The following is a 23,168-nucleotide window of genomic DNA, read 5'->3' as shown; positions in this document are numbered from 1 at the left end:
TCCTAGAACCGTGGAAGATCGGGAAAAGGAAGCTGTCCGCGATGCACGTGCATGGCACCGAATTCGGCGCAGCGATGCAGGGTGGGCACCGCCTTGCCGGGGTTGAGCAGGCCTTCCGGGTCGAAGGCCGCCTTGACCCCATGAAACTGGGTCAGCTCCGCCGGCTGGAACTGCACGCACATCTGATTGATCTTTTCGATGCCCACGCCATGCTCTCCCGTGATGGTGCCGCCCACCTCCACGCACAGTTCCAGGATCTGTCCACCCAGCTCCTCGGCCTTTTCCAGTTCGCCGGGCACGTTGGCATCGAACAGGATCAGCGGATGCAGATTGCCGTCACCGGCATGAAAGACGTTGGCCACCCGCAGTCCGTAGGCGCGGGACAACTCGGCGATGCCGCCCAGCACCCGGCCCAGATGACGCCGGGGGATGGTGCCGTCCATGCAATAGTAATCCGGCGAGATCCTGCCCACCGCCGGGAAGGCGGCCTTGCGACCGGCCCAGAAGCGCATGCGTTCCTGCTCATCCCGGGCCGTGCGCACCTCGGTGGCGCCACTGTCCAGCAGCAGGTCGCGCACCTGCATCACCTGCTCGGAGACCTCCGCCTCGGTGCCGTCCAGTTCACAGAGCAGGATGGCGGCGGCGTCCACCGGATAGCCCGCATGCACGAAATCCTCCGCCGCGCGGATGGCATCGTTGTCCATCATTTCCAGGCCGCCGGGGATGATGCCGGCCCCGATCAGTCCGGCCACCGCCTCGCCGGCGGTCTGGGCGTCGTCGAATGCCGCCATCAGCACCTGCGCCCGTTCCGGCTTGGGCAGCAGCCTGACCGTGACTTCGGTGATGATGCCGAGCATGCCCTCGGAGCCGTGGATCAGGGCCAGCAGGTCATAGCCCGGGCTGTCCAGGGCCTCGCCGCCCAGGGTGAGCAGTTCACCCTCAATGGTCAGCATCTGCACGGCCAGCACATTGTGGACCGTCAGGCCGTATTTCAGGCAGTGCACCCCGCCGGAGTTCTCCGCCACGTTGCCGCCGATGGAGCAGGCGATCTGGGAAGAGGGGTCGGGGGCGTAGTAGAGACCATGGGGGGCGGCGGCCTCGGAAATGGCCAGATTACGGACCCCTGGCTGGACCCGGGCCATGCGTCGGACCGGGTCCAGTTCCAGGATGCGGTTGAAACGGGCCAGGCTCAGCAGCACGCCGTCGGGAAAGGGCAGGGCGCCGCCGGACAGGCCGGTGCCGGCGCCCCGGGCCGTCACCGGGATGCCCCGCTCCCGGCAGATGCCGAGGGCGGCTCGGGCCTGCGCCAGATCATGGGGCAGGATGACCGCCAGGGGCAGGCGCCGATAGGCGGACAGGCCGTCGCACTCGTACGGCCGCAGATCCTCTTCGTGGTGGAGCAGGGCGTCCGTGGGTAGCACCTGATCCAGGGCCGCGATGAGGGCGTCCCGTTCCAGCGGGGAAACCTGGCGACGGGGGTCGGGATAGAGCGGATCCCGACTGGGGGCATGGTCGGCCATGGGGACTCCTTGTGCTTGCCGGGCATTGAGGTTCGAGTGTCTCCCTGGCGGGCGTCCGGGTCAATCACCGGTCGTGGCCCTGTGCTACCATCGCCGGAATTCAATCAAATCATCCAATGTTCAATTTCTGACCAAGATCCCATGCTCGATCCCAAAATCCTTCGTACCGACCTGGACACCGTTGCCGCCCGTCTGGCCGACCGGGGCTTTGCCCTGGAGGTGGAAGCCTTCAACCGCATGGAGTCCGAGCGCAAGGTGCTGCAGGTGCGGACCCAGGAACTGCAGAATGAGCGCAACACCCGTTCCAAGTCCATCGGTCAGGCCAAGGCCCGGGGCGAGGATATCGAGCCCCTGAAGGCGGAGGTGGGGCGATTGGGGGACGAACTCAAGGCCTGCGAGGCCCGGCTGGACGAGCTGCAGCAGTCCCTGTCCGACTTCATGATGGGGATTCCCAACCTGCCCCATGAATCCGTGCCGGTGGGACGGGACGAGGCCCAGAACCTGGAAGTGCGCCGTTGGGGCGAACCCCGCAGCCTGGACTTCACGCCCCTGGACCATGTGGATCTGGGCGCTCCCCACGGCTGGATGGATTTCGAGGCCGCCGCCAGGCTCAGCGGCAGTCGCTTTGCGGTACTGCGCGGTCCCATGGCCCGTCTGCACCGGGCCCTGATCCAGTTCATGCTGGACGTGCATACCCGGGAGCATGGCTACCAGGAGGTCTACGTGCCCTATCTGGTGAACGCCGACAGCCTGCGGGGGACCGGCCAGTTGCCCAAGTTCGAGGCCGACCTGTTCCGCATGGGGGGGGATCCCGGCTACTACCTGATCCCCACGGCGGAAGTGCCGGTGACCAACCTGGCCCGGGACAGCATTCTGGAGGCCGATGCCTTGCCGGCCCGGTTTGTCTGTCACACCCCCTGTTTCCGTTCCGAGGCCGGCTCCTACGGCAAGGACACCCGGGGTCTGATCCGCCAGCACCAGTTCGAGAAGGTGGAGCTGGTGCAGCTGGTGCGTCCCGGCGAGTCCTGGGATGCCCTGGAGGCGCTGACCGGCCATGCGGAGTCGATCCTGCAGCGGCTGGAGCTGCCTTACCGGGTCATGGCCCTGTGCACCGGGGACATGGGCTTTGCGGCGGCCAAGACCTATGACATCGAGGTGTGGCTGCCGGCCCAGAACTGCTACCGGGAGATATCCTCCTGCTCCAACTTCGAGGATTTCCAGGCCCGGCGCATGATGGCCCGTTGCCGCAACCCCGAGACGGGCAAGCCGGAACTGCTGCATACCCTCAATGGTTCGGGGCTGGCCGTGGGCCGCACCCTGGTGGCCCTGGTGGAGAATGGTCAGGATGCCCAGGGCCGCATTCACATCCCGTCGGCCCTGCAGCCCTATATGGGCGGCATGACGGTGCTTGATCCCGGGGCCTGATCCCGCAGGAGGTTGAACCGTGCCGAGACTGTCATCCCGCCTCGTCCGAGTGATTCTCGGCTGGCTGGTTCTGGCCCTGTCCGGTTCCGTCTGCGCCGATGACCAGCCGCCGATCGATGACCGCCCCAGGCTCATCGGTCTGCAGGCACCGGACTGGTTCCACCTGTCGTTCCTGGATCTGGGCGAGGACCTTCAGACCGCCCGCGATGAGGGCAAGCGCGGGCTGGTGGTCTATCTGGGCATGGATGACTGTCCTTACTGCGAGGCCCTGTTCCAGGTCAATTTCCAGCAGCCGGATATCGTTGAATACACCCGCAGGCATTTTCTGGTGGTGGCCCTGGACGTGCTGGGCAGTCGCACCATGACCACCCTGGAAGGCCGCTCACTCACGGAACGGGAATTCGCTATCCGGCAACGCCTGAACTTCACCCCATCCTTCCTGTTCCATGACCTGGAAGGAGAGCCCGTCTTCATCCTGCGGGGCTACCACTCTCCCTATCGTTTCCGCGCCGCGCTGGAATACGTGGCCGATGCCCATTACCAGCGCGAGAGCTTCCGTGATTACCTGGCCCGGGCCGATCCACCGCCGCGCTTTGACCCGGATGATCTCAATCATCGGGACTTTTTCCGTCCGCCTCCCCATGGGCTGGACCGCTCTCAGGTGGCGGCCGAGCGCCCCCTGGTGGTGTTTTTCGAGCAGGGGGAGTGCCATGCCTGCGACGTGCTGCATACCGAGCCGCTGGGGGATCCCGAGGTGCTGGACCTTTTGTCCCTGTTCGATGTGGTGCAACTGGACATGTGGTCCGACACCCCGGTGGTGACGCCGGACGGCCGCCGCCTGACGGCCCGGCAGTGGGCCGAGGAGATGGATCTGTTTTACGCCCCCACCCTGGTGTTCTTCGATGAACTGGGAGAGGAGATCCTGCGGGTGGACTCGGTGATCCGCCTGCATCGGCTGCAGGCGGTGCTGGAATACGTGCTCACCCGGGGTTATGAGGAATATCCGTCATTCCAGCGCTGGCGCACCCGGTAGGGCGCGGCCGGACCCGGGGCTGGGCGGCTCAGTCTTCGTCCCGATCCACCGGCGGATCGATCTTAGGCGGTCCGGCCTTCTTCTGGGCCACCAAGTGGGCCACCAGGTGGGCGATGCCCACCATGAAGGTGACCGGGAACAGCAGGCCCAGCACCGGCCAGCCTCCGATCACGAACACAAAGCCCAGCGGGGAAATCTGGATCATCCATAGGGCAAAGCCCAGCAGGAGCCAGCGTCCCGCCAGGGTGGCGCAGTGGTCGCGGCACCAGATTGCCCGAGCCATCCGCTCTTCCGGCGTGGTCCCCGGCATCCGGCGCAGATGCCAGGGTGCCCAGAAGTAGGCGATCACCGCATGGTGGACAGGCAGGTCGGAGGTCGGGTTGGGTGGCATGGGTACTCCGGATCAGAAGGGAGGGAAACTTAGTCTAAGGGATATCATTTGCGCCCTGGCGGGCCACCACCTTGTCCATCTCGATCCCATCGCCCCTGTCCATGCGACGGATTGCCGCATCCCCTTGGGTCGCCAGCGCCTCCAGACGATCAATCTGGGCATCCAGCCTGGGCAGGGCCTCGCGGCGATAACGGGAGACTTCGTCGATGGCGCCGATGACATTGGCAAAAGCGGATTCGAGCTGCTCCATGTCCAGTACCGTGGAGGCGGCCCGATTCTGGATCTCCACCCCCTGGGTTCGCAGGGCTTCGGCGGTACCGGCAATGAGGTTGGAGGTGGTGGTATTAAGGGCCTCGACCCGATCCAGCACCAGCCGCTGATTGGCCAGGGCCAGGGCCACCGTCACCGCCACATTCAGGGCCGAGACGGTCACATTGATGGCCCGGTCAACACCCCGCATCAGTTCCCGGTTATTGCGGATCACCACCTCCAGGGCGAGGATGCCCTGCTGACTGACGGCCAGTTGCTGCTGCAGGTCGACGAGCCGCTGGCGCAGGGGGAACAGCAGTTCCTCCTCCAGGAACCGGCGCTTTGAAGCATCCTGGGGTAGGGCGGTGGCCTCGCTTGCCAGCTTGCGGTCGATGATCCGCCCCAGGGCAATCTGTCGCTGGAGCTGAACCAGGCTCTCCCGCAGGGACTGCTGGTCATCGCTCAGGGTGAGATTGTCCCGGTGCAGCATGTCCTTGCCCGCTTCCAGATCCTTGATGATCGCGTCCAGGGCTTCCTGGGCGGTCTCGAATTTGTGGAAATAACGCTGCAGGGGCGTGCCGACCCCGGGGATCAGGGCCAGGATGCGACCGAGCCCTTCACGGCTTAGATTGTGATGCCGCGGATCCAGATCCTGCATCCGGGTGCGCAGCTCGATGAGGGAACGGGCCGCCGGCCCGCCCTCATCCCCCTGGTGGGCCAGTTTGCGGATGGGGGTCTGCAGCAGCTTGCTGCGATGGGCCGCCTGACGCTGTATGTCCAGCCCCATCTCGTCCACGGCCTGGCGTTGGCGAGGGTCAATCTCCGCCTGACCCTGATCTTTCAGCAGTTCCGCCAGGAAGGTATCCGCAATGCGCAGGAGTTCCGGATCGTCGATGGTCTGCTCAGGGTCCGATTCCCGTTTGATCTCCGTTTCCACCTCCGCCACCGGCGGCAGGGAAAGGTTGAACGCCGGGTTTGCGGGGGGCTCCGAGTGATTGGGGTTCATGTTGCCTCCAGATCTTTGATCCAACGTCGCATCGATTGCCCGAGAAGGTCGCCGTGAAGAGGCGACGATGCTCTCCTGGACCTAGTGTATACCGTATGTCGTCATCCGCTCGCGTCCTGACGGATGGATGGTGGTTGGGAAACCTGTAGAAACGATATTGGTTATCATTGGTGTTTTGTTGTAAATTCCCGATCTGGTTTTTTGATGAGACAGATCATGGGTTTTCCTGTCGTTTTTTCGTCCCTGAGGGCGTCCGCTGCCGTACTGTCCCTTGCCTTTGTCGTCGCCTGCACGGGTGGGGGAGGCTCCTCTTCGGGGGGAGACACTTCTCTGCGTCTGTCCGGCCTGGTGACGGACCCACCGATCGAGGAGGCCGCGGTAAGGCTGGTGAATGCCCAGGGCGATGCCCTGTCCACCGTGGAACTCACCAGCAGCGATGGCCGCTTCAGTGTGACCCTGACGGAAGATCTGGCCCGGGAGGTGCGTCGCATCCTGGCGCGGGGCGGGATCGACACGATGACGGGCCAGGTGCTTGGCAATTTGATGTTGAGCGCGCCGCTTGAAGGGGGTGCCGTTGATGACATGCTGGTATCGCCATTGACCACGCTGGTGGATCGGTCCATGCGAGAGCGAGGCATGAGTCGGGACCAGGCCGTGTCCGCCGTGGCCTCCCGTCTGGCCCTGAATCCCGCGGTGGTCATGGTCGATCCGGCTGGTGATGCTTCCGCCCAGCGGGCCAGCCTGCTGATGACCGAAATCCTGGTGGCACTGGAAGGGCAGGCCGATCCGTGGCAGCTGCTGGACGATGCCATGGACGGCATGGCCCCGGGCCGCCTGGACCAGGCGGCCCAACGCCTTGCCCTGGATCTGTCCGGTCCGGTGGGTGACAGGCTTGAGGCCGTGGCCGAACGTGCCGACCATCTACTGAGTCTGGACCCCGCGACATCCGCCCAGGAGATGATCCGTGCGCTAGCGCTGCAGAACCTGCGCCATGGCCTGACCCGTTTCTTCGATATTGCGGGGCAGCCCATTCATGGCGATCACCTGAACAGGTTGTCCGATGCTCTCTGGGAAGGCATGGGGGGGCGAGGCGTCCCCGCCGAGGGGCCGGCCCTGCTCAACATCATCCGCTATGTGTTCCAGGTGCATGAGATGCCCGATGATCTGAGCGATCCGGCGGCTGAGCTGCCCCTGAATGACATCCGCCATGATGTCATCCTCCGGGATCTGGCCGCCCTGCGGGTGATCGACCATACCATTCCCCTGGCCAGTGGCGAGACCCTGGGCATGGACAACGATGCCCGGGCCGCCTACTTCTTCCGCTCCGATCTGTCTCCCACCTATCTGTCCGAACGCCTGTTCGACGGGGTACTGGATGACGGCGTGCTGGATCCCATGTTCCGGGCCAACGCCTACAACCTCGCCGCGGCGGGACTGCTGGATGAGGCTGAACTGACCCTGCGGGCCGCCATCTTCCAGCCCACCGAGCGGGCCATGGCTCAACGGCAGGTGGCTCAGGCGTTGAGTGGGGCCAACGATCTTGAAACGGCCCGCGTGTACTGGAATGCCTCACGCCAGACCTACGAAACCGCCTTGAGGGAAGGCAAGGGTATCAGCAATCTGGATGGTGATGACGCCGCGTTTTTCCAGTCCCTCAACAGCGACCTGCTCACCGCCGGATTCAGGGAAGATGCCGATGTGGCGCTGTTGGCCGTGCGGGAGTTTATCGAATCCCAGCGGGGTCAGCCCTATACCACCGCTTATGGCCGGATTATGGTCAGCTTGAGAGATAGTGCCTCGGCGGCCGTGGACGAGGCCGAAGCGACGGGGCTGTCGGGTAGGGCATTCAACGATGCGCTGAACGCGGTGGATTTTTTCCGGGAGGCTACCCTGGGGGCCGGTCGTCAGCCGCAGGATGGTCGTTGCGAGGCCATGAAGACCCTGATGGTGACGGCCTACGCCGATTTCTATCGGCGTCTGGGTAGCACCACGGGTATGCGGCAGGCCAACGATGATTTTCGGAACCTGGCCACCACGGATTGCAATCTGACCTATGGTGCCACCATGAGCCCCCGGATGGCGCCGATTCATGGCGAGTTGGGAGACATCCAGACCTATCTGGCCTGGATTGAGGAACATGTCCGTCCTCTCAACGAGTCCAACGCCGACTCGGCCCGGGACAATGCGGTGCTTTATCAGGCCCTTGATCGTGCGCTCGGCGGTGATGTTGAAGGGGCCATCAGCCAGGTGGTGGCGCAGGCCGACACCGTACAGGCCGCCATCACGCAATTGACCCAGGTGGGTACGGGAGCCAGTGATGTCGGCACGCCTCATCTGGCCGTGCTGCTCTGGCGTCAAGGTGCTCTGGATGAAGCCAGGCAGGTGATGGACGCAGCCTGGGAACTGGCCATGTCCGAGCGGTTTGTGGATGAGTTGACCGGCCAACTCACCTCCGCGCGGAATTTTCTGGACCAGGGGTGCCGGAAGACCGCGTTGATCCTCGGTCGCATGGATCAACAGGCGCTGGCCTCTGATCGCATGCGGTCTTGCCGTCGGCATGTGGACTCAGTCCTTCACGATGCAGGCATGACAACGGATGATTTGCTGTGGGTGGCCGGGTCCCTGGCCGCGGCTTATCAGCAACTGGAGATGGCGGGAGATGCAGAGCTGATTGATCGCCTCCATGCCCTGGGCAGCGTGTTGAGCAATCCGGTGTCCCGCATCCGTAACCTCATGGAAGTGGCCCTGCTGCGCAGCAGCGGTGGCGATCCCGAAGCAGCCCTGTCGGCGCTGGACGAGGCGGTGGAGATGCTCACCCAGGTGGCAACTTCCTCCAGCGATCAGGCCGCCATCAATCAGGCGCTGGACCTGGTGGCCTTTATCCGCACCGGACAAAGACGTGACTCGCTGATGGAGAGCTACGTCCGGGTCGCCGGGGATCTTCGCCAGACCATCACCCGGACCGGTTGGGCCGATGAGACCCAGCGCCATCAGGTGGCCATGGCCCGGGAACGGGCACGCATGCTGGCGTCGGGGGATGATGCCCTGCCGGGTACCTGGCAGGGATCGCTGGCAATGATCGACGTTCTGTTTGCCGCCAACGACCGCACCACCCAGATCAACTCGGTGGTCAATTGGCTGGCCTCCGCCCGCCAGTATGAGACGGCCAGGATGGTGGCCATGGGCATTGAGACGGCGCCGGAGCGTCACCGGCAGTTGCTGAATATTGCCAACGGCATCAGCACCGCCGATGACTTCCCGGGCACGGCCCTGGCTCGCTTCGACTTTGACGGCGACGGGCGTCCGGACTTCTTCAGTCCCGGCAGCAGCGCGGCGGATCGTGCCGCGTCCCCCCTGTCCCTGGATGACGACATCGACGGGGATGGCATCCCCGATACCCAGGATCGTACCCCCTATTGCGCCGGTTGTGACGCATGACGAACCGCTGTGATCCATGCCCGATGTGCCGTGCCGGCTTCAAGCCCGGCACGGTCTGGATGCTGACCCTGGTGGTTTCCGGATTGCCCACCCTGGTACAGGCGGAGGAGGCAACGGTGGTGACACTGCCTGCCGATGCCCGACTGGATACCATTGAAGTGCGCCCCACCGACCGGACCCCCCTGGGCGGTGAAACGACCGCCGCCGGCCGCTATCGCTTCGACGCCCGTTATATCGAGCGTTTCGTGGGCGCCGACGGCAGCGTGGACGGCGTGCTCCGGCTGGTGCCGGGTCTCCAGTTCGGTGAGGCGGCGCTGACGCCGGAATCCCTGTTTGACCTGAGGCCGGAATCCTTTTCCATCTCCGGCGGGCGGTTTTATGAAAACCAGTTTCTGCTGGATGGGGTGAGCATCAGCAATCGTCTGGATCCCGCGGCCAATACACCCAATGCCATCGACGATATTCCCGGCCATGAACAGTCCCAGTTCATCGACAGTGCGCTGATCGGTGAAATCCGGGTGTTCGACAGTAACGTCCCGGCGGAATACAGCCGCTTTACCGGAGGTGTGGTGGAGGTGGAGACCCGGCGTGCGGGTTCGACACCGGAAGGCAGCGTCTCCTACAGCGCCACCCGCAGCAACTGGGTGAGCTATCGCACCTTTACCCGGGACTGGGACCCGGATTCCGGCACCTTGCCGCCGGAACCGCCGGGTGCCCCTGAGTTCAGCCGGGATCGTCTGGCACTGAATTATTCCACGCCAGTGGGAGAGGCATCCGGGCTGGTGCTGGGTATCAATCAGTCCCGATCCACTACCCCGGAGGTGACCCTGGGACGCAGCCGTTCCCAGGAGCAGGAAAACACCAATCTGCTGATGAAACTGACCACGCCCGCGGGGGATCGGGGATTGCTGGATTTCAGTCTTGGTTATGCCCCTTACCGGAACGAGCGCTTTATCACGGATGTGAAGGACAGCGATTTCACCATCGAAGGCGGTGGCTACAGCATGACGGGCAATCTGGAATACGCCGGAGATCGCCTGGACCAGCAGTTCCGGGTGGGTCTGAACTACAGCGAAAACAGCCGCTCTGCTCCCAAGGATTTCTTCAACTGGGCCAATACCCGTAGCGTGGACTGGGGGCGCCGGGCGGATGTGGGCAACAGCCGCCAGGGGGGCTTTGGTGATCTCGACAAGGAGCAGGCCAGCCTGTCGGGGCGTTGGCTGGCCCAGACCCCGGGAGGACAGGTCGGCCAGGTCCGGATCCGTCATCGTTTCGGGGCCGAGGTCAATCATCAGCGCTACCGTTTTCAGCGGGACGAGGATCTCTACATTTTCCAGAATCCCGTGGTGAACAGCGAGGTCCAGTGCCGTGGCAACAGTTACGACTGTCTGCAGCGGGAACAGTATTTCTCCACCCGCAACGTGCATCCCGCCGATGACGTGGAGGTGTCTCTCAACGAAACCGGCCTCTTCGCGGAGACCACCCTGGGCTGGCAGCGTCTGTCGGGCACCTTCGGACTGCGCTACGACCATGACGACTTTCTCGGCAATCACGATGTGGCCTACCGCACCCGGGGCAGTCTGGATGTCTTTGGAGACGGTCGTACCGTGGTTCGGGCCGGGGTGAACCGCTATTACGGCGCGGCGCTGCTCACCTACAAGCTGCGGGAAGCCCGGGCACCTTTCTATCGGGAGTATCGGGGGACCACCCAGAACATCGTCCGGGACTGGGAACTGGACTCGGGGGAGGGCACCTTCCGTTATGTCTTCCATGATCTGAATACTCCCTACAGCGATGAAGTCATGGTCGGCGTGCAGCAGGTCCTGCTGGGTGGACTGTTCAATCTGCAGTTGGTGCAACGGGAGAACCGGGATGAATTTGCCCGCACCACCACCGCTGTCCAGCCCGATGGCTACCGCTACTACATCATGAATAACGAAGGACGCAGCCGCTACCGGGGCCTGTCCACGGCCTGGTTCGGGGAGTTCGGACAAACTCTGGTGGGACTGCACCTGACTTACTCGGAAACCAGGACCTCCAATGCCGACTATGACGATCCGGTGGATGCCACCGGTTCCGGTGAGTACGTCTCCTATCAGGGCAGGCGTATCCGCTACGGCGAACTGGATATCCTGAGGGAGGATTTTTCCCGTCCCTGGGTGGCCAACTTCAGTCTGTCCCGTCCCATGGGGGAACGGGTCATGGTGGATCTGAACACCCGTTATCGGGGACGTCATTCCATCATCACCAGTACCGGTCTGGTGGTGGAGGGGGATCGCATTGAGCTGCCCAGCGGCGAGGTGGTGTACGAGAGCCTGGATGTGTACGAGCGGGAAAGCAGGCCGGTCACCTTCATCACCGACCTGCGTCTGAGCTACGCCCAGCCAATGCCTCGTTCCACGTTGCTTACCGCCCAATTACAGATCAACAACCTGTTCAACGAACGCACCCATACCGTCGCCTCGGGGCAGAGCGGTGTGGAGATCGGTCGCTACTATTGGGTCAGCCTGAAATATGACTTCTGAAACGACATCGACCGGTGATCACCGGCCCGAATCGGCAAGGGGAACTTCCATGTCACGATCACGCAAGTATCTGCCGGCAGGGTTTTTGGCCCTGATGACGCTTTTGCTGGTGTCCGGCTGCGGTGGCGGCGGCGGGTCATCGGGCAGTGATGACTCCGGTGCGGTCACCACCCTGAGTGGCCTGGTGACCGATCCTCCCATCGCGGGAGCCGCTGTGTGGCTGCAGGACGCCGGTGGCGATGCCCTGTCGGCGGTGGAGCGCTCCGATGCCCAGGGGCGTTTCCAGCTGGGCGTCGCGCCGGCGGATATCCCGGCCGGGGCGCGTCTGCTGGCCAGCGGCGGCGTGGACACCATGACCGGTCACGACTTCCAGGGGCTGCGCATGAGCGCCCCCTGGCTGGGTCAGGACGCACCGGTGATTTCACCGCTTACCACCCTGGTGGATAAGACCCATCAGGAAAGCGGGGGCAGCGCCCAGGCGGCGATGGATCAGACGGCGGATCTGCTGGGTCTGTCCGCGGCGAGCGTGATGAATGATCCCGCCGAAGATGGGGATGCCCAGCGGGCCAGCCTGCTGATGACCGATTTGTGGCTGGCCCTGCGGGGCAGCAGCGACCCCATGGGGCTGGTCGTCCAGGCCCTGAACGATGCCGATGGCGATTTTGCCGAGGCAGCCCGGGCATTGCGCGAAAATCCTGCGCTGGATTTGCCCCAGACACTTCGGGATCGCCTGGTCGGCGTGGAATCCCGTGCCCGTCGGCTGCAGGAACGGACGGGAGGAACGGCCCAGGACATGATCGATACCCAGGCCAGATCGAATGTGCGGGATGGTCTGGCCTCCTTCTTCGAGGGGCAGCTGGGCTTCATGCCGGTCACTGAGGCCGAGCAGGCCAATCTCCAGCGCCTGGCAGATGCCGTCTGGCAGGCCGCTGGCCGGCGAGGCATGCCGGCGGACAGCCCCGGCATCTTCAACGTGGCCCGCTATCTCCTGCAAGCCTATCCGGTCGGCATCGCTGAGCTGGAAGATCCCGGATTCCAGGTGCCCGCCGGACTGGTAAACGACATGACCATCGCCGAGCTGGTCGCTTCCCGGGTCCTGGACCATCAGGTGCCCCTGGCGGAGGCCGAGGTGCTGGGCATGGACAATCAGGCCCGGCTGGAATATTTCCTGCGCTCCGATCTGTCACCCTATTACCGGGCTGAGAGACTGTTCGACGGCGTCTACGACGACAGTGTTCTAGACCCGGTATTTGCCGGCATTGCCCGGGGCATGGCGGCCGCCGGGCTGTTTGATGAGGCGGACCTGACCCTGCGGGCCCGCATCTTCCAGCCTGCCGAGCGGGCGAATGCTTTCCGTCAGGTGGGGCGGGAGGTGTTTTTCAACGGCCATGAGGACATGGCGCTTGACTACTGGTCACGGGCATTACAGATTCAGATGGACCAGCTTGAGGCACGCGGTATTGCCAATCTGACGGGGAACGATGCCCGCTTTCACCAGAGCTTGAGTGATGATTTTCTCGCCGCGGGTCATCCGGATCGGGCTCGGGAGGTCATAGAACCCTTGCTGGATTTCGTCAGTGATTTCGGTGGCCCCGGCAAGCCCTGGACCGGCAATTATTTCAATATCACCACCGCCATTCTCAATCAGGCCGAAGAGCGGGTCAGACTGGCGGCGGAGACCGGCATGACCGGCATCCCTCGGGAGCAGGCCCTGGCTGCGACCGACCTGTTGCGGCTATGGGTGGATAGCATGGGTTCGCCCCAGCCCGGTCCTACCAGCTGCAAGCTGATCCAGAGCCAGTACACGGCCCGATACGCGGCCCTGTACGCCCATCTGGGCGTCCGTGATCAGGCCTTGGCCGGCATTGATCGCTTTGAAGCATTGCTCAACGCCACCTGCGGCAGTCAGACCAACGACTTTTCCCGTTTTTACGTGGACATCATCGCCCCTGCCTACGGCGCACTGGGTGAGACCGACCGTTTCCTGCAGTTGCTGGCAGATGAGGTGGAACCTCACCCCGTGTATGCCTCGGCCGCACGCACGGCGGCAAACGAAATTGCCGTATTCATGGCCCTGGCCGCAGCCGGGGATGGCGGAGCCTCCGCGGCGCTGGCGGTGATGAATGAACGCATTGCCTCACCTCGGGATCGTGCCGTTTACATGGTCCATGGCAGTGAAGGCATGACCACCGACGGACGCAGTCTGGCTCGTCGCCTGGCGGCGGCGAACCGACTTTCGGCCGCCAGGGAAGTGGCGGACGCGGGTTGGGCGCTCACCATTTCCAGCGCCTTCATCGAGAACGCGGTGGGTGGGGATGATGCCCCCTGGCTGGATGCCATCGGCTATGTCCCACCCCCCGGAGCAACGGTAAACACCGCCCAGACCGAAGTGAATCAGATGTTGCGCAGGGGATGTCATGCTGCGGCCCTGGTGACGGCGGAGCTGGGGGAGCCGGGTCGTGGGCAGGAACGCATGGCAGCGTGCTGGATGCTGGCCCAATCGCTTTATGGTACAGGGGCGTCCACCCTGTTGCGGGCGGAAGCCGCCTGGCTGCTGGCGGATGGCCATATCAGTCTGGGCATGGATCCTGCCGGTGTGATCAGCGTCTTGCAGCAGCAGGCACGGATGATTTCGGCCAATGATGTCCGCAGCCTGCACTTCAGGAGAGTGGCTGATCTGCAAAGTCGGGCTCGAATGCCTGCCCAGGCACTGGACACCCTGGACCTTGAGGCCATGGCAACCCTGGTGTCCATGGCCTCCCTGGCCGGAGACGACCAAACCGCGCTCCAGAATGCCCTGATCGAGGCGGAAAACGTGGCCAAAGCCTATCTCTCCGTGGCAACGGACCAGCGTATGCGTCTGCATCGGGAAGGTCACCTCAACGGCTTTAATCAGGCATTCGTCGCCAGGGCGCGAGAAGGGGCGCATCGTCTGCTGGCGGGTGCCTCTTCCGATGCGGCATGGAGCTGGAAAGGTCATCAGGCGTTGGTTGATACACTCAGCAATCCCACCCAGCGGGATGACCGTAGGCGGGAAGGCGTCAAGCTGCTGGCGGCGGCGGGAAAATTCGATCCGGCGGTTGCCTGGGCGGAGATGGCCACGCAGGATCCGGAGCGCTGGCGTCGGCTTACGCTGGTCGCGGAGGCGCTCACGCAATGGGACGATTTCCCAGGAACCGATCTGGCGCGCTTCGATTTCGACGGCGATGGTCGCCCGGACTTTTTCAGTCCTCAGTACACGTCCGATGAATGGATGAGCTCCGCCCTGGAACTGGACGATGACATCGATGGTGATGGTATCCCCGACGCCATGGATCGCACCCCCTATTGTCCGGGGTGCACGCAGTAGGAACGCTTCGTCAATGATCTTTCAGGGATCGGCGCGTCCGTACCGATGGGCCTTTTCGGCAAATTGCTGAAGATCCTTCAGGGCCTGTTGCGTGGCCATCGCCGCCTGAGGGCGGTCGGTGGCCACGGCGGAGACCGCCACGGCGGTATCATCCAGAGCGGTCATGATGGCTTCGTTACGGGCCCCGAGTTCCCGCAGGCGTCGTTCCGTGTCATCCACCAGTTCCAGGCGCCGCTTCAAGGCACGCCGCTCTTCATCGGTGATCCCTGAGGACGCCTTGTCCAGGCGCTGTCTGGCATAGGTCACGTCCACGCCCGCAATTCCCCTGGCCACCGAAGCCATGGCCTGGAGGGTATCCACCGAGTTTCGGCAGACTTCCGCCACCATGTTCCGGGAGCGTTCGAAGGTGAGTTCCCGGGGGTCGAACTTGCCGCGCAGCAGGTCATCCACGTGGAGATAACGGCTGTAGAGCCGATCCGCCTGAATGGCCAGGTCCGGGCGGTTCAGTGCCAGCAGGTCCTTCTTGGCCTGCCAGAACCCCAGGATCACGTCATCGGTTTCCGCCGGTGGCTGATCCGGACGCAGTACCGTCAGCCCCTGTTCCCGGGCCTTGCGTTCCAGTTCGGCCCGCTCTCGCGCCGCCTCTGCGGCGAGCCGGGCCTGGCGGCGCCGCTTGGCTCGGGCCTGTTGCCAGCGCCGCCAGCCTCGTTCCACGGGGATGGCCACGGGAATGGCCGCAAGACCGGCCAGCCAGCCCCACAGGGAGGGAGAAAAGCCGCCCCAGAGGGAAGTGACCCAGAGGATGAAGGCGACAAAGGGGAAGATCAGCCAATAGCGCAGCGCCACCTGCCAGCGGGTGGGCGGATCGGTGGGCAGTACCAGCCTGGGGTTGATCATGCCGACAATCAACCAGGGCAGGCAGGACAGAAACAGCCCGTAAGCAAAACCTTGCAGGAATCCGAACATGGACGGGATTGTAGGGCCTATCGCAGCAGATGGCGACGATAGACCAGCAGATGAATCCCCAGGCAGGCCACGAACATCCAGCCGGTGCTGGCATGCCAGTATTTCCAGCCCCGGGGACGCACTTGCGTCACCGCCAGAGATGCCGCCAGGCTGGTGAGCATGCCGATCTTGGAGACCCGATTCACCCGCATGCGCAGGGATCGTTGTCCCGGTCGGCGCCGGTTGCCGGAGTCTGGTGCGGGTTTTTTGCTTGAACGGGCAGGGGAGGGGACCGCCGAACCGATGAGGTGCCTGATCCGGGCTTCCATCTCGGGCACCGTGCAGCCGGCCCGGTCATAGTGCACGATCAGGCTACCGGCCCGGGGGTTGGGTCGCAGGTCCGTCACGCCGTCCAGGGTGAGCAGATCCCGTTCCAGTCGTGTTCTGGGCGTCTCCTGCCTCAGCAGTTCGCCCTTCAGTCGCAGCCGGCCAGGAACGGAAGAAACAATGGATACGGGGGTGCCCATGGCACTGAACTCCTCGGCAGGTATCATTACGGTGACGTATGTCGCCAATACAGCATGCTGTTCGAATGCGTGCAACTTCAGTATGCTCGAACCTGCAGCTGTATGGAGAGTCAATACCGAGGTGCGGTTGATGCGAGTCAATGCCCGTCGGGGGGGACCGGCCCATACTGATTTTGCCCGTTGCCATGAAACCATTGGATCCCGCGGTCACGTTAGCCAGCCTTAACGCCAGCCAGGTGCCCCAAGCCAGGAGTCTGCCGTGCCTGCCTGTGACACAACTTTCCTGCATCCCGCCATTCCGCGTGCTTGTTGGTGAGGGTCAGTAATGACTCATGCCGATGTATTGATTCAACTCCTGACCCGAGTGCGTGTTGCCCACCATCTGTGTGGCCGTATCCGACTGAAACTGGATGCCGACCTCAAGGATTTGGTGGGTAAGGCGGATATCCCGGAGATCGAGAGGATGCTGGACCAGTTGCCCGGGGTTTCCAGCGTGCGTCTCAACCTTCTGGCCCGCTCCTGCGTGGTGGAATACGATGCCGATGTGATCCCCATGTCGGCCTGGGAAGACTTCCTTCAGGGACATGACACCAGGCCCGCGGAGATCCTGCGCGGTATCCTGCAACAGGCTCGCCATGAATTGACGGGTGCGCTGTCCGGCTGATCCCCGCGTGCGCATTCAACCCTATCCCGGGGCGTTATGCCGGGATGATCCCGACCAGATCCCATGGGATCTCAAGGAGCACACCATGTATCACCTGATTCCCTTTGCCGCCGGCGCCGTGGTGGGTGCGCTGGCTGTCAGACTGCTGCGTACCGACAAGACCCGGCAGGGTCTTGAAAAGGCCCAGGACTCCCTGCGCGAGGCGACCGTCTCCAGCTTGAGCAGCATCGAACATGCCTCGGCCCGGGCGCGCAAGCGGTTGGAGAGCGAGTCCCGGACGGTCAAGGACGATACCGATGACGGGACCTCACAGTGAAGAAGAGCAAGTACCGGGGCTACCCGGGGTATGGTTTCGTACCCCCGGCCCGTTCCAGCCCCCTGGACTGCTATGACGGTTGTTTCACCCGGGGATTCGTGACGGCCGCCTGCATCTCGGCTTTTCAGGATGTGGGACCCCCGGCCAGCCGACCCGCCCTGCGCCGTGTCGTGCGGCATGGCCTGCAGGGTGGGACCGCCCTGATGGCCGGTACCCGAGCCGCCAATGCGGTCAGACGGGGGGATTATCTGTCGGCAGTGACGGCGGCCGCCGCCGGTGCTGCCGGTGTCATGATCATTGAAAGGCTCTTGCGCCCATCCCAGGCGCGGGAGGAGAAGGAGAAAGAACATGGGTAAGAAACGCAAGAAGAACAAGGCCAGGGACCCATGGGAGGGCTTTCAGGGTTACGGTTATGGGCCAGGCTATGGCCATGGTCCCTGGGCGGGACGGGGGCGGGGCTACGGAGGACCCTGTCCCTGGTATCCGGATGAAAATATGCCCGAAGGGGATCCCGGGGCAGCGCGCCATGCTGGTCCGGAAGGCGAACCCTACTATCAGGACCGCCGCGGCGGGCAGCGCTACCGGGGCGAGGATGAAGGCTGGCTGCATCGCCTGACTCACATGCTGGATGCCCCCCATCGGGACAAGTTCCTGCTGGGTCTGATGGTGGGGGCTGGCGCCGCCTGGGTTCTGAGCGATGAGGAGATGCGTCGCAAGATCATGAAGGCGGGCCTGGACCTTTACGCGGGAGTGGCCGGGGGCGTGGAGGAGATCAAGGAGCAGATGGCGGACATCAAGGCCGAGATGGAAGCGGAAAGGCACGGAGATCGCTGATGGATGAACCCTGGTTTGCCCGGCTGGAGCCGGTTCACGCCGTCGTCGGCAGAATCCGCCTGCGATACTGGTGTCGGCCGGGCATGCCCCTGGAACCCCATCGCATTGAGCGGGCGGTGGAATCCCTTCAGGGGGTCTGCCAGGTCAGGGTCAACCGCCGTGTTCAGTGCCTGGTGATCCATTATGAAGACAGCCTCACCGATGCCGTGCGTCTGGAGAGCGCCCTGCTGGCATTGACGGCGCCGGCCGTGTCTCCGGCCACGCCTCTGCCCGAACGCCACGGCAGCGGACTGGCGGCGGTAGGTCTGAGCGGTGCGGTGATGGCGCTGTCCCGCTGGCTGCCTCTGTGGCTGCGATTGCCGCTCACCATCCTGACCGCCCTGCCGGTAATGGGGGAGGCCTTCCAGGATCTGTTCCGCAAGGGCATCAGCTCCCATGTGCTGGAGGCCTTGGCTGTCATCATCTCCATCGGCCGTCGGGATTATTTTGCCGCCAATACCACCATCCTGCTGCTGGCCCTGGGTGAGTATCTGGAACACACCATCGAACGTCGCTCCGATGAGCTGCTCAAGCATCTGCTGCATCCGGCAGATGCGGAGGTCTGGGTGGAGCGGGGCGGGGTGGAGGTCCTGATCAGCGCCCGCGAGGTGCAGATGGGCGATACGGTGATTGCCGCCACCGGCACGGTCATCCCGGTGGACGGGACCGTACTGGGGGGAGAGGCGCTGGTGAACGAGGCCACCATGACCGGCGAAAGCGTGCCGGTGGTTCGTCGTCGGGGTGATTCGGCCCTCTCCGGCACCATGGTGGAGGAGGGGCGCATTCGCATTTACGCGGAAAAGGTGGGTCATCATGCCGCGGCTGCCCGGATTGCGGACTTCGTGGAGCAGTCCCTGAACGTGAAGAGCCATACCCAGCTGGAGGCATCCCGACTGGCCGACCGGCTGGTGCCCATGGTGCTGGGTCTGTCCGCCGGCACCTGGGCCGTGTCCCGGGACTGGAACCGGGTTGCCGCCGTGCTGCAGGCGGATTATTCCTGTGCCCTGAAACTGGCCACCCCCGTGGCCTTCAAGTCATCCATGTACCGCGCTGGCAAGACCGGCATGTTGGTGAAGGGGGCAGGGGCACTGGAACGGTTGGCCGAGGCTGATACGGTGGTCTTCGACAAGACCGGCACCCTGACCTGCGGGGAACTGGAAGTCACCGACTCCATCGCCTTCGATGCTGCCTTCACCTCCGAGGATCTCATCAATCTTGCGGCCTCGGTGGAGGAGCATTACTTTCATCCCCTGGCCATCGCCGTGGTGGAAGCGGCGGAACGCCTGCCCCATCAGCAGCACTTCAATCACAAGGAGGTGGAGTTCATCGTTGCCCATGGGGTGGCCAGCGTCATTGATGACAAGCGTATTGTCGTGGGATCCCGTCATTTTCTGGAGGAGCATGAGGATATCGATATTACCCCCCAGGCCGATGTGATCGAAGCGCTCAAGCGCCAGGGCAAGACGCTGCTCTACATCGGTTTCGGTGGCGAACTGCTCGGGGTGTTGGGTCTCAAGGACCGCCTGCGTCACAACAGCGCCGATACCGTGGCCCGCCTGCGCGCCCTGGGCATTGAGCGCATCTACATGCTCACCGGGGATCACGAAGACCGCGCCCGGGAGATGGCCGACTTGCTGGGCCTGGACGGCTTTCATGCCGATCTGCTTCCGGAGGACAAGGCACGTATTCTGCAGGAACTCTCTGCCCAAGGGGCACGCATCGCCTTTGTGGGAGACGGCATCAATGATGCCCCGGCACTGTCCGGTGCCCATGTAGGGGTTGCCATGCACCAGGGGGCGGAGATTGCCCGGCTGGCGGCGGACATCACCCTGCTGGAAGACGACATCGCTCGAGTCGCTGATGCCCGTGCCTTGGCCCTGTCGACCCATGGCCTCATCGACAGTAACTTCCGCCTGACGGTGGGACTCAACACTGCCATTCTCTCCGCGGCAGCCTTCGGCTGGCTTAGCCCTGTTGCCGCCTCTTTGCTCCACAATGGCAGCACCATCGCCATCCTGCTCCGTGCCTTGTCCGGAGGAACCGTGGGTAACAGACCTCCTCGATAAAGCCGCCTCGGCGATGGTTTCTGACCCGGTCCCGCGACGGTTCGTGGGTTGGTGTGTCCGGCAGATGGATTTTTGAGTATGTCGAGGATGAAATTCTTTTATAAATAGATGGTTGCCACGGTTTTATGATTTATTTTTGATGTTTATCTACAAAAAAACATAGGGTTAATGGTTTTTTCTCAAGTGTTTTGTAAGCTTTTGGAAAGTCTTTTAGAAACAACGGCATGCAGCTGAAAAATACTTTTCAAGTGTGTAGTGTCACGTGAAACACCACTTATGTTTTTTCTTGGTTTCCTTCCCAAGGTGGAAGCCGGGATATCTTTCTGGCCCGAAGGGGTTCAGGCCGCCCTCTGGCCAAAGACGGCTCTGGCAATGCGGATGCCGCGTATTCTCTGCTTCCTTTTCTTGGATGCCAGCTCGTAGAGAGAACTCGGTACCCCGATCACAGGCCCAAAGGCCTTGAGCATGTTGCTTGACTGCTGAGCGAAGCTCTCCGTTTTCATACCCATCCGCACCAGTAACCTGGGGGTCCTTTTCGGAATATGACCGGGATTTCTGGGGTGAACGCAGCGTCCCAGGGTATCAACCAGTTCCAGATAATCCTCGAAGGCAAAAGGAATGGAGGTTTCAAAGCGTGCCGTAGTATCAAAAGGCATCAAAGGCGCTGGTTGTAGTGACTTGAGATGCCGCTCCGAACGCAGTTTTCCTGTTTCGGCTGCGTGGTCAGAACTGCTGCTGTTTTGCAAGACAGGGGAGGGGCGGGCTTTGGCTTGAGATCGGGTGCTTTCAGCGGTTATTCGGGGAGGCTGATCGCTGGCAACATTGCGGATCCTGCGGGCTATGCCGGTGAACTCGCAGTCCTGAAGGTCATGGGCGATCCCGGCGCGAACAGGATTCAGGTCCACATAAGCCATGGCAGCCAGGAGTGCCTGCTCATCCAGGAGTGCCTGACTTCGGAAGCGACCTTCCCAGAAACGTCCTTTCACGCCATCTTCCTGGTTGGCCTGACGGGCAATGGACTCGTTGAGAACTCGCATAAACCAGGAAAGATCGTGCAGCCGGGCACGATAAAGCTCTGCATAATCTTCCACTTGGGCAATTTCCGCTGCTGACATCTGTTCCTGATCGTCCGCACGAGCAAGATACCGCTGGACGGAAGGCGGGCCATTGAACAGCTGTGTCCAGCGTTTGAGTACTTCATCCACCCCCCAGTCCATGCCTCGTCCTGCATCGACACGCAGCACGATATGGTAGTGGTTGGACATGACCGCGTAGGCCGCAATATCGATGGCGAAAATACCGGACAGTGCAAGAATACGCTCCTCGATCCAGCCTCGCCGATGCTCGTAGTTCATCCCGGTGAATTGATCGATACCGCACAGAAAGGCCCTTCGCACGCAGCGACTTACGACGTGGTACCAAGGGGTCTCGGAGAGCGAGATCTGTTCATGTCGAGGTTGAGCCATGGATGCATGGTAGCGTTTAACGAAGAAGTAATCAATAAAGTGGGTGTCCAAATAATATCAAAAAAGAATCAAATAACGCATAAAGAGCTTTTTAGCCAGCAAAGACAGCACTAAGGAGAGTGCCAGCAATGGTGGCAGCTGCTAGCAATGCCGGCCGGGTGGACATCACGGTGGATTTCAATGGCCACATCTGCCTGTTCTAGTTCAAGGTGGTGGAGCAGGTGCCGGAGGGCCAATGCCGTCAACTTAAACAACAACAATAACCGTATGATTTTGTTAAAATAAAATCAATTCACGGCAAAGCTGGAGACATTCAAATCATGAAGAACTTGTTGACGGCACTTCAGAAACCCGCTTGCCTTTATGAGAATAATTCTTAACCGTATCGACTCCTCGGTGAGTGATCCCACGTTCATCCGGGAGCACTGTTACCACCCCCGGGATTTCTCCCGGCAACGCTCGCTGACCTTCAAGCGCATGGTGCTGTTCTTCCTCTCCGGCGCGGTCCCTTCTCTCCAGTTCGGCATTGACAAGCTGTTTCGCGGCTTGGGAGAGGAGGCCAGTGTCACCAAGCAAGCGGTGTCCAAAGCCTGCCAAAAGTTTCCCTATGAAGCCCTGGTCAGCCTGCAGCAGCAGGCCGTGAACACCTTCCATGCGGTGCAGGCACCCCGCCGCTGGATGGGCTATCGGCTTGTCGCCGTGGATGGCACCAAGATACGACTGCCACTCAACGACGACCTGGCCGATGAGTTTGGCACCCAGGGCAACCAGACCAAAACCCGGCGACCGATGGCCCTGTTGGTCAGCCACCAGGATGTCCTGACCCGCGTGCCGCTGAGTTGTGAGCTTTCACCGGTGTACATGGGAGAACGTTTCCTGGCCGAACGCCTGCTCAGTGGTTTGCGAACTGACGATCTGGCCATCTATGACCGTGGTTTCCCCTCATTTGCTCTGTTCGCTGCCCATCGCCATGCCCAAGTGGCTTTTTGTGCCCGACTGACCCTGAATTTCACTACCCAGGTCACCCAATTCGTTGCCTCCGGCGAGACGGAGACCGTGATTCTGTGGACACCCAGCGCCACGATGCGCAGTGACTGCGCCGCCCTGGAGGTCTGTGACCAACCCCTGACGCTGCGCCTGATCCGCATCGACCTGGGCAAGGGACACATCGAGATCTTGGCGACCAGCCTGCTTGACACAAAGACCTATCCAGCCCATCTGTTCAAATCCCTCTACGCCGAGCGCTGGGGCGTTGAGATTTACCAGCCATACTGCCTCCGTAATAGGATTATGTGGGTCCGCCGATGGGGTCATCAGACGGGGAATCGGGGTCTTTTATCCAGCGTTGAGGCGCTTTGCGGCGCGCGCGTAGGCG

At 62.6% G+C, this 23,168-nt stretch carries 17 protein-coding genes; 11 read left to right on the top strand and 6 right to left on the bottom strand.

Features of this window, described 5'->3' with window-relative positions; all coding sequences use genetic code 11:
• Positions 1-2: 2 nt before the first annotated feature.
• Positions 3-1,520 (bottom strand): FAD-linked oxidase C-terminal domain-containing protein, encoded by a 1,518-nt coding sequence (locus CKO35_RS09440; protein ID WP_200175127.1) that lies wholly within the window; start codon positions 1,518-1,520, stop codon positions 3-5.
• A 141-nt stretch (positions 1,521-1,661) separates the two neighbouring features.
• On the opposite strand from CKO35_RS09440, the gene serS reads away from it, so the two are divergent.
• Positions 1,662-2,945: a serine--tRNA ligase gene (gene serS, locus CKO35_RS09435; protein WP_200175120.1), complete on the top strand. Its 1,284-nt coding sequence runs from the start codon at positions 1,662-1,664 to the stop codon at positions 2,943-2,945.
• 70 nt (positions 2,946-3,015) lie between these two features.
• A complete protein-coding gene (locus CKO35_RS09430) occupies positions 3,016-3,978 on the top strand; it encodes a thioredoxin family protein (RefSeq protein WP_200175328.1) in 963 nt (320 codons plus the stop codon).
• A 28-nt stretch (positions 3,979-4,006) separates the two neighbouring features.
• On the opposite strand, the gene CKO35_RS09425 is transcribed toward CKO35_RS09430, so the two are convergent.
• Positions 4,007-4,369: a hypothetical protein gene (locus CKO35_RS09425; RefSeq protein ID WP_200175114.1), complete on the bottom strand. Its 363-nt coding sequence runs from the start codon at positions 4,367-4,369 to the stop codon at positions 4,007-4,009.
• A 34-nt stretch (positions 4,370-4,403) separates the two neighbouring features.
• Entirely contained in the window at positions 4,404-5,624 is a 1,221-nt protein-coding gene (locus tag CKO35_RS09420; RefSeq protein WP_200175112.1) for a toxic anion resistance protein, read from the bottom strand.
• 216 nt (positions 5,625-5,840) lie between these two features.
• Here CKO35_RS09420 and CKO35_RS09415 point away from each other — a divergent pair, with 216 nt between their 5' ends.
• Genes CKO35_RS09415 through CKO35_RS09405 form a run of 3 tightly spaced genes read left to right on the top strand, consistent with a single transcriptional unit; the run spans position 5,841 to position 14,936 of the window.
• Positions 5,841-9,062, top strand: coding sequence for a carboxypeptidase-like regulatory domain-containing protein (locus CKO35_RS09415; RefSeq protein ID WP_200175110.1), 3,222 nt, complete (start codon positions 5,841-5,843; stop codon positions 9,060-9,062).
• Positions 9,059-11,587: a TonB-dependent receptor plug domain-containing protein gene (locus CKO35_RS09410; protein WP_200175108.1), complete on the top strand. Its 2,529-nt coding sequence runs from the start codon at positions 9,059-9,061 to the stop codon at positions 11,585-11,587. The genes CKO35_RS09415 and CKO35_RS09410 overlap by 4 nt, the downstream gene beginning before the upstream one ends.
• Positions 11,588-11,636: 49 nt before the next feature.
• Positions 11,637-14,936, top strand: coding sequence for a carboxypeptidase-like regulatory domain-containing protein (locus tag CKO35_RS09405; RefSeq protein WP_200175106.1), 3,300 nt, complete (start codon positions 11,637-11,639; stop codon positions 14,934-14,936).
• A 21-nt stretch (positions 14,937-14,957) separates the two neighbouring features.
• Here CKO35_RS09405 and CKO35_RS09400 read toward each other — a convergent pair whose 3' ends face one another.
• Positions 14,958-15,902 (bottom strand): cobyrinic acid a,c-diamide synthase, encoded by a 945-nt coding sequence (locus tag CKO35_RS09400; RefSeq protein ID WP_200175099.1) that lies wholly within the window; start codon positions 15,900-15,902, stop codon positions 14,958-14,960.
• A 17-nt stretch (positions 15,903-15,919) separates the two neighbouring features.
• Positions 15,920-16,408 (bottom strand): hypothetical protein, encoded by a 489-nt coding sequence (locus CKO35_RS09395; protein ID WP_200175097.1) that lies wholly within the window; start codon positions 16,406-16,408, stop codon positions 15,920-15,922.
• Positions 16,409-16,733: 325 nt separating this feature from the next.
• Between CKO35_RS09395 and CKO35_RS09390 the strand changes: the two genes are divergently transcribed.
• The 5 genes from CKO35_RS09390 to CKO35_RS09370 are packed head-to-tail and all read left to right on the top strand — an operon-like array spanning position 16,734 to position 20,327.
• Positions 16,734-17,072, top strand: a complete 339-nt coding sequence (locus tag CKO35_RS09390) for a cation transporter (RefSeq protein ID WP_200175095.1) — start codon at positions 16,734-16,736, stop codon at positions 17,070-17,072.
• 7 nt (positions 17,073-17,079) lie between these two features.
• Complete coding sequence (locus CKO35_RS09385; protein ID WP_200175093.1) at positions 17,080-17,388, top strand: hypothetical protein; 309 nt, start codon at positions 17,080-17,082, stop codon at positions 17,386-17,388.
• Positions 17,385-17,744: a hypothetical protein gene (locus tag CKO35_RS09380; RefSeq protein WP_200175091.1), complete on the top strand. Its 360-nt coding sequence runs from the start codon at positions 17,385-17,387 to the stop codon at positions 17,742-17,744. The genes CKO35_RS09385 and CKO35_RS09380 overlap by 4 nt, the downstream gene beginning before the upstream one ends.
• The gene (locus CKO35_RS09375) at positions 17,737-18,222 is read left to right on the top strand and encodes a YtxH domain-containing protein (RefSeq protein WP_200175089.1); all 486 of its coding nucleotides are present in this window, start codon (positions 17,737-17,739) and stop codon (positions 18,220-18,222) included. Before CKO35_RS09380 ends, CKO35_RS09375 begins: the two co-directional genes overlap by 8 nt.
• Positions 18,222-20,327, top strand: coding sequence for a heavy metal translocating P-type ATPase (locus tag CKO35_RS09370; RefSeq protein ID WP_242467119.1), 2,106 nt, complete (start codon positions 18,222-18,224; stop codon positions 20,325-20,327). Before CKO35_RS09375 ends, CKO35_RS09370 begins: the two co-directional genes overlap by 1 nt.
• A 338-nt stretch (positions 20,328-20,665) precedes the next feature.
• Here CKO35_RS09370 and CKO35_RS09365 read toward each other — a convergent pair whose 3' ends face one another.
• The gene (locus tag CKO35_RS09365) at positions 20,666-21,793 is read right to left on the bottom strand and encodes a transposase (RefSeq protein ID WP_200175326.1); all 1,128 of its coding nucleotides are present in this window, start codon (positions 21,791-21,793) and stop codon (positions 20,666-20,668) included.
• Positions 21,794-22,156: 363 nt separating this feature from the next.
• Here CKO35_RS09365 and CKO35_RS09360 point away from each other — a divergent pair.
• On the top strand, positions 22,157-23,168 hold a 1,012-nt coding region (locus tag CKO35_RS09360; RefSeq protein ID WP_200175087.1), incomplete at its 3' end, for an IS4 family transposase.

The organism is Ectothiorhodospira shaposhnikovii (assembly GCF_016584105.1).
GTDB lineage: Bacteria > Pseudomonadota > Gammaproteobacteria > Ectothiorhodospirales > Ectothiorhodospiraceae > Ectothiorhodospira > Ectothiorhodospira shaposhnikovii.
The sequence above is the reverse complement of the archived record's forward strand: the minus strand, read 5'-3'. Positions and strand labels throughout refer to the sequence as shown.

Bases quoted from the DNA above. Each gene is read 5' to 3' on its own strand.
- CKO35_RS09410 (WP_200175108.1), top strand. From the start codon at position 9,059: ATGACGAACCGCTGTGATCCATGCCCGATGTGCCGTGCCGGCTTCAAG.
- CKO35_RS09390 (WP_200175095.1), top strand. From the start codon at position 16,734: ATGACTCATGCCGATGTATTGATTCAACTCCTGACCCGAGTGCGTGTT.
- CKO35_RS09375 (WP_200175089.1), top strand. From the start codon at position 17,737: ATGGGTAAGAAACGCAAGAAGAACAAGGCCAGGGACCCATGGGAGGGC.
- CKO35_RS09370 (WP_242467119.1), top strand. From the start codon at position 18,222: ATGGATGAACCCTGGTTTGCCCGGCTGGAGCCGGTTCACGCCGTCGTC.
- CKO35_RS09425 (WP_200175114.1), bottom strand. From the start codon at position 4,369: ATGCCACCCAACCCGACCTCCGACCTGCCTGTCCACCATGCGGTGATC.
- CKO35_RS09420 (WP_200175112.1), bottom strand. From the start codon at position 5,624: ATGAACCCCAATCACTCGGAGCCCCCCGCAAACCCGGCGTTCAACCTT.
- CKO35_RS09405 (WP_200175106.1), top strand. From the start codon at position 11,637: ATGTCACGATCACGCAAGTATCTGCCGGCAGGGTTTTTGGCCCTGATG.
- CKO35_RS09400 (WP_200175099.1), bottom strand. From the start codon at position 15,902: ATGTTCGGATTCCTGCAAGGTTTTGCTTACGGGCTGTTTCTGTCCTGC.
- CKO35_RS09440 (WP_200175127.1), bottom strand. From the start codon at position 1,520: ATGGCCGACCATGCCCCCAGTCGGGATCCGCTCTATCCCGACCCCCGT.
- CKO35_RS09365 (WP_200175326.1), bottom strand. From the start codon at position 21,793: ATGGCTCAACCTCGACATGAACAGATCTCGCTCTCCGAGACCCCTTGG.
- serS (WP_200175120.1), top strand. From the start codon at position 1,662: ATGCTCGATCCCAAAATCCTTCGTACCGACCTGGACACCGTTGCCGCC.
- CKO35_RS09415 (WP_200175110.1), top strand. From the start codon at position 5,841: ATGGGTTTTCCTGTCGTTTTTTCGTCCCTGAGGGCGTCCGCTGCCGTA.
- CKO35_RS09395 (WP_200175097.1), bottom strand. From the start codon at position 16,408: ATGGGCACCCCCGTATCCATTGTTTCTTCCGTTCCTGGCCGGCTGCGA.